Below are 14,680 nucleotides of genomic sequence, written 5' to 3' on the forward strand. Positions count from 1 at the left end.
ATTCGCAAATCGTCGGCGGCCAGAGACTGGCTGTCGCGACAAGAAGAGGGCGTTCTACGACGCAGGGAATGCAGTTATGCACTCACAAGTAATTCCAGTCTACCGGATGCTGTCAAGCTGAGCTGGGAATGGCCCCAGATCGCCTCGACGGTTCGTTTCGCGGGTGGGAGAACGAACGGGGGGTCCCAGACGATGCCCGTATCCCTGTAAAGTCGTTGGACGAATGTTTATCAGGCACGCGGGAGTCGAGTGGTAGAGAACGAACTCGAACGCGAGCGAGCGCACGTCGCCCGGTTGTACAACCGGCTCGATGAACTCCTCAACGAGGAGACCAGGCGCCTTGACTCGATTCGGTCACAGACAGTCGGTGGCAACCACCAGATGCGCAGCGAACGCGACTCATTCGCGCGCATGCACGAAGACCGGTTGCACCAGCTGCGCGACGTCGATTCCCGGCTCGTCTTCGGGCGCCTCCGACTGAAGTCGGACGCGAATGCGGCAGCCAACGGTGAACGCGCCGTCGCAGACACGGCAGACGATTCCGCCGTCGACAGCGACACCATCCGCTACATCGGCCGAATCGGCCTGCGCGACCGCGACCAGCGTTCGATGCTGATCGACTGGCGTGCCCCACAGGCCAGTTCGTTCTACCAGGCGACCGCGGCAACGCCGCTCGGTGTCGCCGCTCGCCGCCACCTGATCATGCGCGAACGTGACGTGGTGCGCCTCGACGACGAGGTGTTCGACGTCGACATGCTCACCGAACCCGGCACAGCAGAGGTGCAGGGTGAGGGCGCGCTGATGGCCGCACTCACCGTGCAGCGCACCGGTCGGATGCACGATATCGTCGCAACGATCCAGGCTGAGCAGGATCGCATCATCCGCTCAGAAATGCGTGGAGCTCTCGTTGTACAGGGCGGACCTGGCACCGGCAAGACCGCCGTTGCGCTGCACCGTGCCGCCTACCTGCTCTACACGCACAGGGACCGACTGGGGTCGGCCGGCGTGCTGGTCGTTGGCCCGTCGAGCGCATTCCTCACTTACATCGAGTCCGTGCTGCCGTCGCTCGGCGAGACCGGCGTCGTTATGCAGTCGCTCGGCGAGCTGTTCCCCGGCGTGACGGCCACGACGGAGGACCGCACGGAGGTCGCCAAGCTCAAGGGCTCCGCGAGCATGGTCACCCTCATCGCCCGTGCCGTGAAATCACGCCAGATCGCGCCGACGACCCCGCAGACCGTCGACGTGAACGGCGATCGCATCGTCGTGCAGCCGCAGCTGATCGCCCGCGCCATGGCACGGGCCCAGGCCAGCGGCAAGGTGCACAACGAGGCCAGGGCGCTCTTCGTCAACTACGCGATCGAGCAGATGGTCAGCCAGCTGGCCAAGCAGCTGCGCTCCGACGGTGGCGCGCTCGACGACTCAGACCTCGCGGCGCTCCGTGAAGACATCCGCGGGGCATACGACGTGCGGGTGGTGCTGAACACCGCCTGGATGCCGCTTACCGCCGAGAAGCTGATCCAGGACCTCTATGCGAGGCCGAACTGGCTCGCCGGCCTCACGCTGCGCTGGTCGCCTGAGCGCCGTGCGCTGCTGCGCCGCGACCGCGACCAGCCGTTCACCATCTCCGATGTGCCGCTGCTCGACGAGGCAGCAGAGCTCCTCGGTGAGTCGACGGCCGCACCGGATGCCGGTCAACGCGAGCGGGACCTGCAGCGCGCCAACGACCTCGAGAACGCTGAGCAGGCCATCCGCAATGCCGGAGTGCAGGGCATGGTGACCGCAGAGCAGCTGGCCGACAACTTTGCTGAGTCTGAGTACCGGGGCACGACGGCGGAGCGCGCGGCGTCTGACCGCACGTGGACCTTCGGCCACGTCGTCGTCGATGAAGCGCAGGAGCTGTCGCCGATGCAGTGGCGCCTGTTGGTGCGGCGCTCGCCGATGCGGTCGTTCACCATCGTCGGTGACATCGCGCAGGCCAGCTCCGCGGCTGCGGCATCCAGCTGGAACGAAGCGCTTGACCCGCACTTCGCCGACCGCTGGGACCTCGAAGAGCTCACCGTCAACTACCGCACGCCGGCGCAGATCGCCCGCGAAGCCGAGAAGGTCGCCGCAGAGCATGGCTTGCCGATCACGCCGACCCGCTCTGTGCGGGAGGGCGACTGGCCGATCATCGACGTTGTCGTTCCCGACGTTGCCGGCTTGCCCGCAGCCGTCGAGGGCGCCGTCTCCGCCGACATCGAGATTGATGCGATCGGCACCCTTGCCGTCATCGTGCCTGTCGACCGTCGCGACGCGGTACTCGAGCACCTCATCCGCTCCTTCGGGTCAGAGGTCGGCGCGGGAGCCCGCGGGCTGGAACGCCGCATCGCCGTGCTCACCGCTCACGAATCGAAAGGCCTGGAGTTCGACTCTGTTGTGCTGGCCGATCCGGATGGCCTTGTCGCAGAGTCTCCCCGTGGAGCAGCTGCGCTGTACGTGGCGATGACGCGGCCGACCCAGCGCCTGACCAGGGTGATCCTGGGGGAGTAGACGCCGCTCAGTGCGTGGGTGTCTCAGTGCCTGGGTCTCTCAGTGCGTGGGTCTCTCAGTGCGTGGGTGTCTCAGTGCCTGGGGTGGTACAGCTCGCCGACCGGGATCTCGGCCGTCACGATGTTGCCGCTCTGCGGGAGCGGGCACGCCCACATCGGGTCGTATGCGCATGACGGGTTGTAAGCGAAGTTGAAGTCGAGCACCAGGGTGTCGTCGCCGAGGCCGGCACCCAGGTCTGCGCCCTTGACGGTGTCGATCAGGTAGCGCCCGCCGCCGTAGGTTCCGCCAGGCTTGCCCGCGAGGCCGTCTTTCAGCGGCAAAAAGAGCCCGCCGGCGTAGCTGGCCAGGCGCCACACGTCGAGGGAGCCGACGTATGGCAGGCGCACAGAGCCGACGAGATCGAACGGCACAGTGCCATCCGTTCCCGTCTCAACGGCGATGCGGTGCGGCTCCTCTGTGCGGTGCACCTCGACTTCGAACCGCCAGTCTGGGTCGTAGCCTGCGATGGGTAGCCCCGTGAAGCTGGCGCGGTCGTCCGGCAGCAGCGGCGATGACGGATGCCCGGCAAACAGCTCATCGCGCCCTGAGCGCCACAGCTCATGGCCCGCTGCCGGGTTGGCTGCGCTGAGCTGCCGCACGCCGGCGTAGAGGCCGAAGATGCGGCGGCGCCAGTCGGCTACCTGTAGCGCGCCGATGGTCGAACTCACGGCGCCACGCTCGGGGAGGTGCCGTCGGGGCTGTCGCCCACAGGGGCGCCCGTATCCGCCGGCGCATCAACGCCGATGTCGAACCGCCACCCGGGGGCGAGGCGTTTGAGCTGGCGCATCCGCCATTGCCAGAACGACCAGAAGGCCGGCCACATCGGCAGGGTCAGTGCGCCGGCGTCGAACCTCAACTGGTCGCGGTAGAGCGTCTTGTCTGGACGACCGGGGGCGGCGGAGATCGCCATCCGGTGGTCCCACAGCGTGAGGGAGGCCAACGGCCCCGTCAGCGGGCGGCCCGTGTCTCGCAGGATGCGCACGTCGTTGCCGCGGGCATCCGTTTCTCGTCGTTCCTCCACATTGAGGCGGATGACCTGGGTGCCGAGGGGCACGAGCCCGAGCCCGCGCAGCGAGATCGGGTGGTCGCCTGGCCCCCAGATTGTCGGGAATCCGTCGGCGGACAGCGACGTCATGCTGAAGACGGGCGAGGAGACTTCACGCAGCACGGCGGGGCTGCGGATGGCTCGCCATGCGGTTTCCGGGTCGCAATCGAGGATGTCTTTCAGGAGGACTCGCATGCTGCCAGTGTGCGGTGCCGTTGGGTGAACAGCAAGTGTGCCGCCCGTGCTGCGGAAAATGGCGGCCTCGGAATGCAGTAGAACTAGAGCGTGGCAATCCGATACTGGCTGGGCGTTGTGCAGCGCGAGCATGTGCTGCGCGGTGTCGCGATGGGGACCGCCCAGACCAACCATGGAGCCCGCACCGCACTTGAGCAGATGGGCGAGTCTGACGGCATTGTCTATTACTCGCCGAAGACGGATATCGAGGGAGATTCGCTCAAGTCGTTCACCGCGATCGGCTGGATTGCCGATGACGACGTGTACCAGGCTGGAGAGTCGGCCAGCGACTACCGTCCATGGCGTCGCCGCGTTGACTACGACCATGCCGCCGTCGAGACCTCGATCCGGCCGTTGATCCCGGTGCTGGACTTCACCCGCGGCAATCCGAACTGGGGCTACCAGCTGCGCCGCGGCCTCATCGAGATCTCGAAGCACGATTTCGATGAGATTCGGCAGCAGATGCGCCGTCCGTCAGCCGACGATCGCCGCCGCTGACGCGCATCCGCTCGTCAACGCATCCGCTCGCTCGTCCTGAGCGGGTAGTCAGCCTCAACTAGACTTCTAGTCATGGCAGGCGATCTCTGGTGGGTACCGTCTGTCGTCGTTTTTGCCCTCGCCGGAATTGCAGCAGCCCTGATCATCCGGGCATTCCGACGCCGTGGGAAGCAGCGGCTCGCCGGCATTACCGCAGCGGATGCCGCCCTCGCCCGTGACGCCGCCATCAGCCTGGTTCGAGCGGATGACATCGTGCAGGCCAGCGCAGACGAGCTCGCGTTCGCCTACGCCCAGTTCGGCGAGCAGGCCACGCGGGAGTTCGGGGAGGCGCTCGTGGCGTCCCGTCGCCAGCTGAGCGAGGCGTTCGCCCTGCAGCAGAAGCTCGACGATGCCGTGCCGGACACCGACGCTGAACGTCGCCGCTGGAACGAACAGATCATCGCGCTCGCCGACGAGGCAACGACCCGGCTCACCAACCTGACCCGCGACTTCTCGGCGCGACGCAGCGCCGAACGCGACGCCCCGTTCACCGTCCAGCAGCTGACCCGCCGCCTCGACCGCGCCGCAGACCGCATTGCGAGCGGAGCTGCCACCATCGACCGGCTGTCACTGAGCTACTCGCCGAACGCGCTCGCGGGCATCAGCGGCAACGTCGAGCTCGCCCTCGCCGCGCTGGTTGAAGCCCGGGCCGCTCAGAACATCGTCTCCAGCAGGCTCGAAGCCGGCAGCGCAGAGCCCGTCGGCGAGTACCTCACCGCCATCGAGCAGGGACTATTCCGGGCAACGCAGCTGCTCGACGCCATCGAAACCGGCGAAGACCAGCTGCACGTGCAGTACGCGACGCTGCGCGGCGCCCTTGAGCATGCAGACGCTGAGCTCGCCGAGGCCAGGGCGCTCCGTGATCGCCACGAGGAAGCCGAGGCCAGCTCAGAACTCAACCAGGTGATTGCCAGAGCGGATGCCGTCATCCAGACACTCCGCGACCCCAACCGCCTCAGCGACCCGGTCGGCGACCTCGCCACCCTGCGGAGCGCGATGGAGGGCCTCGACATCACCCGCTCAGAGGCGCGCAACCGCCAGCTGCGCCTCGAGAACGCCCGGACTGCCCTGAGCGGCGCACTGCTGACCGCCCGCAGCCAGATTCAGGTCACGCGCGAGTTCATCACGCCCAACCGCGCGCGCGTCGGCGCAGCGGCCCGCACCCGTCTCGCCGAGGCGGAGCGCCAGCTGGCCCTGGCCGAAGCCGAAGCTGACCCCGTGACCGCGCTCGACACCGCTCGCCGCGCGATGACGCACGCGACGGATGCCGACGCCCTCGCCCGCTTTGACGTGCGCTGAGCCCAGCGCTCGCTCCGCCGCCGCCCGTAGTCGCCCGCTGCGCGCAGTCGCTTGCCGCGCGCAGTCGCTCGCCGCTAGCCGCCGACGCGGGTTTCTGCGTTCACCGCGCCCGTTGTGGCCGATCGCGCCCGCTGTAGCGGGCGCCACACGCCGTAACGGGCGCATCTGCTGCCGTTACGCTGGTTGAGTGACTGACGCGACTCCCCAGCAGAAATACCAGGTTCGGTTCGATTGGGGACTCGGCGGATTCCGCGCGTTGGCCGATTCAGCGGATGTCGTGATCCTCGCCGACGCCCTCGCCCCCGCCGGTGCGCCCGCCACACCCGCCGCGCCCGCCACACCCGCCGCCTCGGCGCAGGCGGTAGCCCCGTCCGCACCGCGCGTCATCGCGGCGAACCTCACCAACCGAACGGCCGTCGCCGAATGGGTGCTCGCCCGCCAGACAGAGAAGGGCGGCCGGTTCTCGGTTGCCATCATCGCTGCGGGCGAGGCGCGAGCTGACGGATCCTTCGCTCCGAGCGTCGAAGACCTGCTGGCGGCTGGCGCCGTGATCGACGCGCTGACCACGCTGGGAATCGACCACTGCTCGCCTGAGGCGGCCGCGGCATCCGCTGCCTTCGTCGGTCTGCGGCAGGCGCTGAGGCACCTCGTCAGTGCGTCGGAAACTGGCCAGGCGCTGATCGCTCTCGGCCGCGGCGATGAGGTCAGGGCTGCCAGTGCGCTCGACTCGTCGACGACGATCGAGGAGCCCCACGCCGCATCCTTGCCGGCCTAGCCGTCTGGCAGGCGGACGTTCGCCCTCAGGGGCGCGCGGAAGGCCGCGGCTAGAAGCTGGGGCGGCTTTCCTGCTTCGCGAGGCGCTCCCGATAGGCGCGAATCTTCGCCCTGTTTCCGCAGCGCTGCATCGAGCACCAGCGTCGATTCGCCGAGCGCGACGTGTCGAAATAGATCATGGAGCAGTCGTCGGCTGAGCACTCACGAATCCGCACGACCTCGATCGGATCGAACAACTCGATCGCCGTGCGCGCCAGAGTCGACAACGCCTGGCCGGCCCGCGGCGCGGTGCGCCCAGCCTGGCGGGACCCGCCGCCCAGCGATGGCGGGATGTCAGGGGTCGCGGCGAACAGGTTGAGGATGTCGATATCCCGCGTACTGAACTCCGCCCGGGCAGCAGCGGCATTCGCGAGGTTAGCGATCGCGTCGCGCAGTGCCTTGGCATCGACAAGGTCTCGTTCAGTTGCCGAGATAGCACCGGGGAACACGATTGAGCTGGTGGCCAGACCCACGCTGGCACCGGCGCCGGCAGCATTCTGGGCCGCGCCAGACGCGACGCCAGCAGGGCCACCAGCAGTGCCAGCGGATGCCGCGGCAACCGTTTCCGCCGCCGCGGGCGTGAAGCGCTCGTTCAGCCAGCCGGCGAGGTCGTGTTCGGTGTGCAGTCGCTCCGTGACCGTTCCGTCGCCCATCGAGCCGGAGTATGCGAAATCAAGTGCGGTGGAGCCGGAATCGAACCACCAGCGTTGACCATCGCTGGAATCGAACCATTGCCCGGTCTGACTGGTGTCTGTTCTGCTACTCATGGGGTAACCAGCGTATCAAGTTACCGGGTATCGCTGCCTCACCCGCCGCTGGATGCCGCGGCGCGACGCCTGGTCGCTGCCGTGATCGTGCGGCGGTTCCATGAGATGAGGTGCGCCCGGTTGAAGCCACGGCCACACACGCCACAGGCGAGTGGCCTGGTCGGCTCACGATACCGGTAGTGAGTGTGGCCGGCCGCGCAGGTTCCTACCCATGGGGCGAGTTCATTGGCAATCTCACCGTCGTGCGTGCGGCCACCGTCGTAGCCGAGACCGATCGCGACGGCTTTCCACTTGGGCCCGTGGCCCGCACGAGGACCAGCGAGGGCGTGGGCCACCTCGTGCAGCAAAATCTGGTGGATTTCATCGTCGTCGTACCGGGCAGCCAGGTAACGGGAGACCGTGATGTGCTTTGCCGTGAAGTTGCAGAGCCCCGCCCGCTTCTTCGCGTTGTCGAAGCCGAACGACCATGACGAATCGAGATGCAGGGCAAGCAGCGCCTCTGCCCAGTGCCGCACGCGTACGAGATCGGCCATCAGGGCGCCACCTGTACCTGATAGAGCCGGTCGTCACCGCTGCTCGGGTCGCCTCGCCCATCCGTGTTATTGCTCACAAACCACAGTGTGCCATCTGGTCCTGACACCACGTCGCGAAGACGTCCGTAGCTGTGGGCAAACCACTCATCAACCGCCCCTGTCGAGGAGACAATCCGCCGCAGTCGTTCGCCGCGAAGGCTCGCCATGAAGATCGTGTCTGCCACGATCGCGATGCCGCTCGGGCTGGCCTCCGACGTCGGCCAGACGTGCACAGGATTGATGAATGACCCGTCGGTGCCCATGCCCTCCACGATCGGCCAGCCATAGTTTCCGCCTGGCGTGATGAGGTTCAGCTCGTCCCAGGTGTTCTGCCCGAACTCGCTCGCCCAGAGCTGGCCGCGCGAATCCCAGGCGATGCCCTGCGGGTTGCGGTGGCCATACGAGTAGACGAGCGTGCCGAACGGGTTCCCGGCCGGCACATCGCCCGTGGGCGTCATCCGCAGGATCTTGCCGCCAAGCGCGTCGAGGTTCTGCGCGTTATCGGTGTTTCCAGCGTCGCCTGCCGTGGCGTAGAGCAAGCCGTCCGGGCCGAAGGCGATGCGACCGCCATCATGATTGCCCGCTTTCGGGATGCCCGTCAGCACGCTTTCTGGGGCGCCGAGCGTGTAGCTGCCCTCGGTGCCGAGCAGGGCCATCCGCACTATCCGGTTGTCGGTATCCGCCGTGAAGTAGGCGTATACCCAGCCGAGACCCCCTGCGGCAGCAGCGTCGGGCAGGAAGGCGAGGCCGAGGAGTCCGCCTTCCCCGGCCGGCGTGGCTTCAGAGACGTTCGAGACGACCCGCTGGGTGCCGTCGGGAAGAAGCTCGACGATGTCTGCCTCGTCCCGCAGGCTGACGAGGGTGCCGCCTGTCGCCAGGCGCAGGATCGACCATGGCGCATCGAGGTCAGACGCAATGGCAACCGGCTCGCCGACTGGTTGAACGGGCTGAATCGGCGCGGCGACCTGGGTGGGCGTGGCCACTGCGGCGGTCGTCGGCGATGGCTGCACAGCACCTGATGACGCTCCGCTCGATGAGGCGCCCGACCCGCTCGTGCAGCCCGTCAGCGCGACGAGCAGGCCCACTGTCAGCGCCGGCCCCAGCAGGAGCCGCTGCCGTGTGCGCGACGCCGACCCCACGTCGCCCCAGCCGCGCAGGCAGCCTCCAGCGCCAGACTCGTCACCCCTGACGGTCCTGGCTGCCCTGCGTACCGTGCGCGCCCGTCGGTGAGCGCCGCGGCTGCCGTTCTTACCCATGCGATCACCTCGTGACCCTGTACAACTCCTGCAATTCTGCCCACTTCGCAGGGAAAAGCCCAGCTTTTGCATCGGTGGCATGGGCAGCGCAGGAGTTATGCCGGAGCCGGGCTGAAACTGCGACTCGAGCAGCCCTGAGAGCAGCCCTGAGCACAGCCCTGAGACCGGCACTTAAAGCGGCAGGCTCTGCCGGGCGATATTCGACTCCATGATTGTGACCGCGATCAGGGAATCCTCCACTTCACGAGCGGATGCCCCTGCCGCCTGTCGCAGAAACACCGCGGCCTTGAAATCGGCCAGCGCTGCCTCAAGGTCGCCCTGTTCGAGGTGAACGGTTCCCCGCTGCTGGCGTGCGTGCCCGGCGACGGCCGACCACTCATGCGTCTCGGCCTCGTCGATGCAGTGGCCGAGCTCGACGACCGCGTCGTCAAGCTTGCCCTGGTAGTGCTGCACCTGCGCGCGACGAATGCGCGTGGCAACGACCTGCTCGCGATCCCCGGTGAAGCGGGCCTGGCGGACGGCCTCGCTGCCGATCGCTTCGGCTTCGTCGAGGCGCCCGAGCAGCCGCAGCAGCGTGACCTTCTCGTTCAGGGCGGACAGGCTGCGCAACGGACCAAGCTCGTCAAGGCGCGCCTCCGCGGCGGGGATGTCAACAATTTCGCGCAGGGTGACTGCGTCGTGGCCAATGATGATGCTCAGGAGAAGTCCAGTGCTGAGAGTGGAGCCGGGTCAGCCCCGCGGATGGGTCAGGTTCCCTTTCAGGATAACCCGCCTTTGGGGGGTGCGATCGTGCCCTAGCGCCCGATCTGGAAGACGGTGCGGCCGGGCAGCGGGGACTGTGTCGCCGTACTGTCTGTCACAACGCTCGCTGACGCCATGAACTGCGCGAACTCCGCGCCCTCGATGGCCTTGGCCGGGTGCGGCCCGCTCGCGAGCAGCCTGGTCACCCAGTGCAGGTCGATCGGGGTGTGAGCGGCCACGAACACGATGTTGCCGAACCGCCTGCCCTTCAGCACCTGCGTCTCCGCGAGTCCAATCACGTGCGGGAAGACGGCGGCCAGTGTGGCGGCCTGGGCGCGCGCGAACGCCAGGCCTGGGCCATCGGCGACGTTCACGGCGAGAACGCCGCGCTGCGAGAGCAGGGGAGAGGCGAGCGCGTAGAACTCCTTGCTCGTGACGTGTGCCGGTGTGCGGGCGCCGGAGAAGATGTCGACGACGACGAGGTCGACAGCCCCGTGCAGCCCTGTCGGCAGCTTGCCGAGCACCTCACGGGCGTCCCCGTGCCGCACGCGCAGCTGGGCGCGCTTGTCCCACGGCAGTTCGGCGCGCACCAGGTCGATCAGGTCGCTCTCGATCTCGACGACCTGCTGGCGGGAGCCGGGCCGCGTAGCCTCGACGTAGCGCGGCAGGGTGAGGGCGCCGGCACCGAGGTGCACGGCCGTGATGGGCTCGCCAGGGTCGCCGAGCAGGTCGATGACATGCCCGATCCGCTGCACGTATTCGAAGAACAATTCGCTCGGGTCGTCGAGGTTCACGTGCGACTGCGGTGTGCCGTCGACGACCAGCTGATACCCGGGCGCGAAGCGGTCCGGCTCAATGGTTGCGGTGTATCCGCTCATCTTGAGAGTGGTTGACGGATGTTCGTGCTCGGCCCTGCTCATCCCTCAAGTCTGCGGCATGCATCCTGCACCGAGAACGCGAAAGCACATTTTTGGTCGCGACCCGCGGGAGAAAACGACACAAAGTGGGCTTTCGCGGCCATTTAGCGAGCTCTCAGCAGGCGGCTCTGACGCACGGATCCCTGTCATGGAGCGGATGCTGGTGGGCGCGAAGCTGGGTTATACCCGAGAATTCGGATGAGGTCAAGAATCGGCTAGACACGGCGCGTCTGTGCGCCTATGCTTGATCTTTGCGCTCCCAGACAAACCTCTGCCTTCATATTGCGGTCGGCTTTGCGTGCTCAAGCCACCTTGCAGCACATCTCTCATTGAGGGTTAATCCTCTCAGAGGGTCTGTGGAGTTCTCCATTACTACCAGTAACTAGACCTGACGGGGTCCACGGAGGTTATTTCCTTGGCTGCTGCGCGCAACGCATCCACCAACTCACCCAAGAACGGCCGCTCAGCTGGGCGTCTTTCGTTCGCAAAGATCACCGATACTCTCACTGTTCCGGATCTGCTCGCATTGCAGACCGAGAGCTTTGACTGGCTCGTTGGGAACGACGGCTGGAAACAGCGCGTCGCCGAGGGGCAGAAGGCCGGTCGTCAAGACCTGCCGAGCCGCACCGGACTCGACGAGATCTTCGAAGAGATCTCTCCGATCGAAGACCTCGGCGAAACGATGCAGCTGTCGTTCACGAACCCGGAGCTCGAGCCGGAAAAGTACACCATCGACGAGTGCAAGGAAAAGGGTAAGACCTACTCCGCTCCGCTCTATGTCAACGCTGAGTTCATGAACCACCTCACCGGTGAGATCAAGACCCAGACGGTTTTCATGGGCGACTTCCCGTTGATGACCCCCAAGGGCACCTTCGTGATCAACGGCACCGAGCGTGTCGTTGTCTCGCAGCTCGTCCGTTCACCGGGTGTGTACTTCGAGCGCCAGCAGGAGAAGACGTCTGACAAGGACATCTACTCCGCTCGCGTCATCCCGAGCCGTGGTGCATGGCTTGAATTCGAGATCGACAAGCGCGACCAGGTCGGCGTTCGCATCGACCGCAAGCGCAAGCAGTCGGTCACGGTGTTCCTGAAGGCCCTCGGCCTGACGAGCGAAGAGATCCTCGAAGAGTTCAAGGGCTACGCGTCCATCGAACTGACTCTTGAGAAGGATGCCATCCTCACGAAGGAAGAGGCGCTCAAGGACATCTACCGCAAGCTCCGCCCGGGCGAGCAGGTTGCTGCTGAAGCTGCCCGCGCCCTGCTGGACAACTTCTACTTCAACTCGAAGCGTTACGACCTGGCAAAGGTGGGTCGTTACAAGATCAACCGCAAGCTCGGCCTTGAGGCTCCGCTGTCCGACTCCGTACTGACTCTTCAGGACATCCTGTCGACCATCAAGTACCTCGTCGCACTGCACGACAACCAGACGACGTTCCCCGGCACCCGTGAGGGCAAGCCGGTCGACATCCGTCTCGACGTCGATGACATCGACCACTTCGGCAACCGTCGCATCCGCGCCGTTGGCGAACTGATCCAGAACCAGGTCCGCACCGGCCTGTCCCGCATGGAGCGCGTCGTTCGCGAGCGCATGACCACGCAGGACATCGAAGCGATCACCCCGCAGACCCTGATCAACGTGCGCCCCGTCGTCGCTGCGATCAAGGAGTTCTTCGGTACGTCGCAGCTGTCGCAGTTCATGGACCAGAACAACCCGCTCGCCGGCCTGACGCACAAGCGTCGTCTGTCCGCGCTGGGCCCGGGTGGTCTGTCCCGTGACCGCGCAGGTGTCGAGGTGCGAGACGTTCACCCGTCGCACTACGGCCGCATGTGCCCCATTGAAACCCCTGAAGGCCCGAACATCGGTCTGATCGGTTCACTGGCATCGTTCGCTCGCATCAACGCCTTCGGTTTCATTGAGACTCCGTACCGCCGCGTTGTTGATGGCGTCGTCACCGCAACGATCGACTACCTCACGGCCAGCGAAGAAGACGAGTACATCGTCGCGCAGGCCAACGCCCCGCTTACCAAGGACGCACGCTTCGCTGAAGACCGTGTTCTTGCCCGTAAGAAGGGTGGAGAGGTCGACCTCTTCCCGCACGAGGGAATCGGCTACATGGATGTCTCGCCGCGCCAGATGGTGTCGGTCGGTACGTCCCTCATTCCGTTCCTCGAGCACGACGATGCTAACCGCGCACTCATGGGTGCCAACATGCAGCGTCAGGCCGTCCCCCTGCTTCGCAGCGACAGCCCGCTCGTCGGAACCGGTATGGAGGGCTACGCAGCCATCGACGCCGGCGACGTTGTCACCGCGCTCAAGGCCGGCGTTGTCTCCGAAGTATCGGCAGACCAGGTCACCGTGCAGCTCGATGAGGGCGGAACGCAGGACTACTTCCTGCGCAAGTTCAACCGCGCCAACCAGGGCACCAGCTACAACAACCGTGTCATCGTCAACGCGGGCGACCGCGTTGAGGTCGGCGAGGTTATCGCTGATGGTCCGGCTACCGACAACGGTGAGCTCGCACTCGGAAAGAACCTCCTCGTGGCATTCATGCCGTGGGAAGGCCACAACTTCGAGGACGCGATCATCCTGAGCCAGAACCTGGTGAAGGACGACGTTCTCTCCTCGATTCACATCGAAGAGTACGAAGTTGACGCCCGCGACACCAAGCTGGGCAAGGAAGAGATCACTCGCGACCTGCCCAACGTTTCGCCGGATCTGCTTGCAGACCTCGACGAGCGTGGCATCATCCGCATCGGTGCAGAGGTTCGCCCCGGCGATATCCTCGTCGGCAAGGTCACGCCTAAGGGTGAGACCGAGCTCTCCGCTGAGGAGCGCCTGCTCCGCGCGATCTTCAACGAGAAGAGCCGCGAAGTTCGCGACACGAGCCTCAAGGTTCCCCACGGTGAGCGTGGAACGATCATCGGCGTCAAGGTCTTCGACTCGCAGGACGGCGACGACGAGCTCGGCTCCGGCGTCAACCAGCGCGTTGTCGTATTCATCGCCCAGAAGCGCAAGATCACCGAAGGTGACAAGCTCGCTGGTCGTCACGGCAACAAGGGTGTTATCTCCAAGATTCTCCCCGTTGAAGACATGCCGTTCCTCGCGGACGGTACCCCGGTTGACATCATCCTCAACCCGCTCGGTATCCCTGGTCGAATGAACTTCGGTCAGGTACTTGAAACCCACCTCGGGTGGATCGCCAAGCAGGGCTGGAAGGTCGAGGGCAAGCCGAAGTGGGCTGCAAAGCTCCCAGAGGCCGCGCACAGCGCAGCTCCAGGCACCAAGGTTGCAACCCCGGTATTCGACGGCGCTCTCGAGCAGGAAATCGAGGGACTCCTCGATTCAACGACCGTGACGCGTGACGGTGACCGCCTGATCGACCGCACCGGTAAGACTCAGCTGTTCGACGGCCGCTCCGGCGAGCCGTTCCCGAACCCTGTTTCGGTCGGTTACATGTACATCCTGAAGCTCCACCACCTCGTCGACGACAAGATCCACGCTCGTTCGACCGGCCCGTACTCCATGATCACGCAGCAGCCGCTGGGTGGTAAGGCACAGTTCGGTGGACAGCGTTTCGGTGAGATGGAGGTGTGGGCGCTCGAAGCATACGGCGCCGCTTACGCACTGCAGGAACTCCTGACCATCAAGTCCGACGATATCCTCGGCCGCGTCAAGGTGTACGAAGCAATCGTCAAGGGCGAGAACATTCAGGAACCTGGTATCCCAGAGAGCTTCAAGGTTCTGATCAAGGAAATGCAGTCACTGTGCTTGAACGTCGAGGTTCTCTCGGCCGACGGCACGGCAGTCAGCCTGCGCGACACGGATGACGAAGTCTTCCGCGCTGCGGAGGAGCTGGGCATCAACATTTCCACCCGGTTTGAGTCGTCGTCAATCGACGACATCTAAGCCTGGCCACTGAATCGACTCCGA

General features: G+C 65.7%; 12 protein-coding genes. 5 read left to right on the plus strand and 7 right to left on the minus strand.

The window, feature by feature from the left end:
• Positions 1–249: 249 nt before the first annotated feature.
• Positions 250–2,529: a HelD family protein gene (locus AC25Y4_RS11385; protein ID WP_488120538.1), complete on the plus strand. Its 2,280-nt coding sequence runs from the start codon at positions 250–252 to the stop codon at positions 2,527–2,529.
• Between the two features lie 71 nt (positions 2,530–2,600).
• On the opposite strand, the gene AC25Y4_RS11390 is transcribed toward AC25Y4_RS11385, so the two are convergent.
• Positions 2,601–3,236, minus strand: a complete 636-nt coding sequence (locus AC25Y4_RS11390; RefSeq protein ID WP_488120539.1) for a DUF1684 domain-containing protein — start codon at positions 3,234–3,236, stop codon at positions 2,601–2,603.
• Positions 3,233–3,808, minus strand: coding sequence for a hypothetical protein (locus AC25Y4_RS11395; RefSeq protein ID WP_488120540.1), 576 nt, complete (start codon positions 3,806–3,808; stop codon positions 3,233–3,235). The genes AC25Y4_RS11390 and AC25Y4_RS11395 overlap by 4 nt, the downstream gene beginning before the upstream one ends.
• Before the next feature lie 90 nt (positions 3,809–3,898).
• Between AC25Y4_RS11395 and AC25Y4_RS11400 the strand changes: the two genes are divergently transcribed.
• The 3 genes from AC25Y4_RS11400 to AC25Y4_RS11410 all read left to right on the plus strand — a co-directional run bounded on the left by AC25Y4_RS11400 (position 3,899) and on the right by AC25Y4_RS11410 (position 6,458).
• Positions 3,899–4,345: an EVE domain-containing protein gene (locus AC25Y4_RS11400; RefSeq protein WP_488120541.1), complete on the plus strand. Its 447-nt coding sequence runs from the start codon at positions 3,899–3,901 to the stop codon at positions 4,343–4,345.
• Positions 4,346–4,417: 72 nt separating this feature from the next.
• Positions 4,418–5,683: a hypothetical protein gene (locus tag AC25Y4_RS11405; protein WP_488120542.1), complete on the plus strand. Its 1,266-nt coding sequence runs from the start codon at positions 4,418–4,420 to the stop codon at positions 5,681–5,683.
• Positions 5,684–5,870: 187 nt separating this feature from the next.
• A complete protein-coding gene (locus AC25Y4_RS11410) occupies positions 5,871–6,458 on the plus strand; it encodes a 2-phosphosulfolactate phosphatase (protein WP_488120543.1) in 588 nt (195 codons plus the stop codon).
• A 49-nt stretch (positions 6,459–6,507) separates the two neighbouring features.
• On the opposite strand, the gene AC25Y4_RS11415 is transcribed toward AC25Y4_RS11410, so the two are convergent.
• The 5 genes from AC25Y4_RS11415 to AC25Y4_RS11435 form a co-directional block, all read right to left on the minus strand.
• Positions 6,508–7,263: a CGNR zinc finger domain-containing protein gene (locus tag AC25Y4_RS11415; protein WP_488120544.1), complete on the minus strand. Its 756-nt coding sequence runs from the start codon at positions 7,261–7,263 to the stop codon at positions 6,508–6,510.
• A gap of 38 nt (positions 7,264–7,301) precedes the next feature.
• Positions 7,302–7,796, minus strand: coding sequence for a SprT-like domain-containing protein (locus AC25Y4_RS11420; RefSeq protein ID WP_488120545.1), 495 nt, complete (start codon positions 7,794–7,796; stop codon positions 7,302–7,304).
• On the minus strand, positions 7,796–9,091 hold the full coding sequence (locus AC25Y4_RS11425) for a PQQ-dependent sugar dehydrogenase (RefSeq protein ID WP_488120546.1): 1,296 nt from the start codon (positions 9,089–9,091) through the stop codon (positions 7,796–7,798). The genes AC25Y4_RS11420 and AC25Y4_RS11425 overlap by 1 nt, the downstream gene beginning before the upstream one ends.
• A 171-nt stretch (positions 9,092–9,262) precedes the next feature.
• Positions 9,263–9,700, minus strand: coding sequence for a tetratricopeptide repeat protein (locus AC25Y4_RS11430; RefSeq protein ID WP_488120547.1), 438 nt, complete (start codon positions 9,698–9,700; stop codon positions 9,263–9,265).
• A 185-nt stretch (positions 9,701–9,885) separates the two neighbouring features.
• A complete protein-coding gene (locus AC25Y4_RS11435) occupies positions 9,886–10,752 on the minus strand; it encodes a spermidine synthase (RefSeq protein ID WP_488120548.1) in 867 nt (288 codons plus the stop codon).
• A 412-nt stretch (positions 10,753–11,164) separates the two neighbouring features.
• Here AC25Y4_RS11435 and rpoB point away from each other — a divergent pair, with 412 nt between their 5' ends.
• Positions 11,165–14,656: a DNA-directed RNA polymerase subunit beta gene (gene rpoB / locus AC25Y4_RS11440; RefSeq protein ID WP_488120549.1), complete on the plus strand. Its 3,492-nt coding sequence runs from the start codon at positions 11,165–11,167 to the stop codon at positions 14,654–14,656.
• Positions 14,657–14,680: the final 24 nt, after the last annotated feature.

Source organism: Leifsonia sp. Y878, assembly GCF_057669685.1.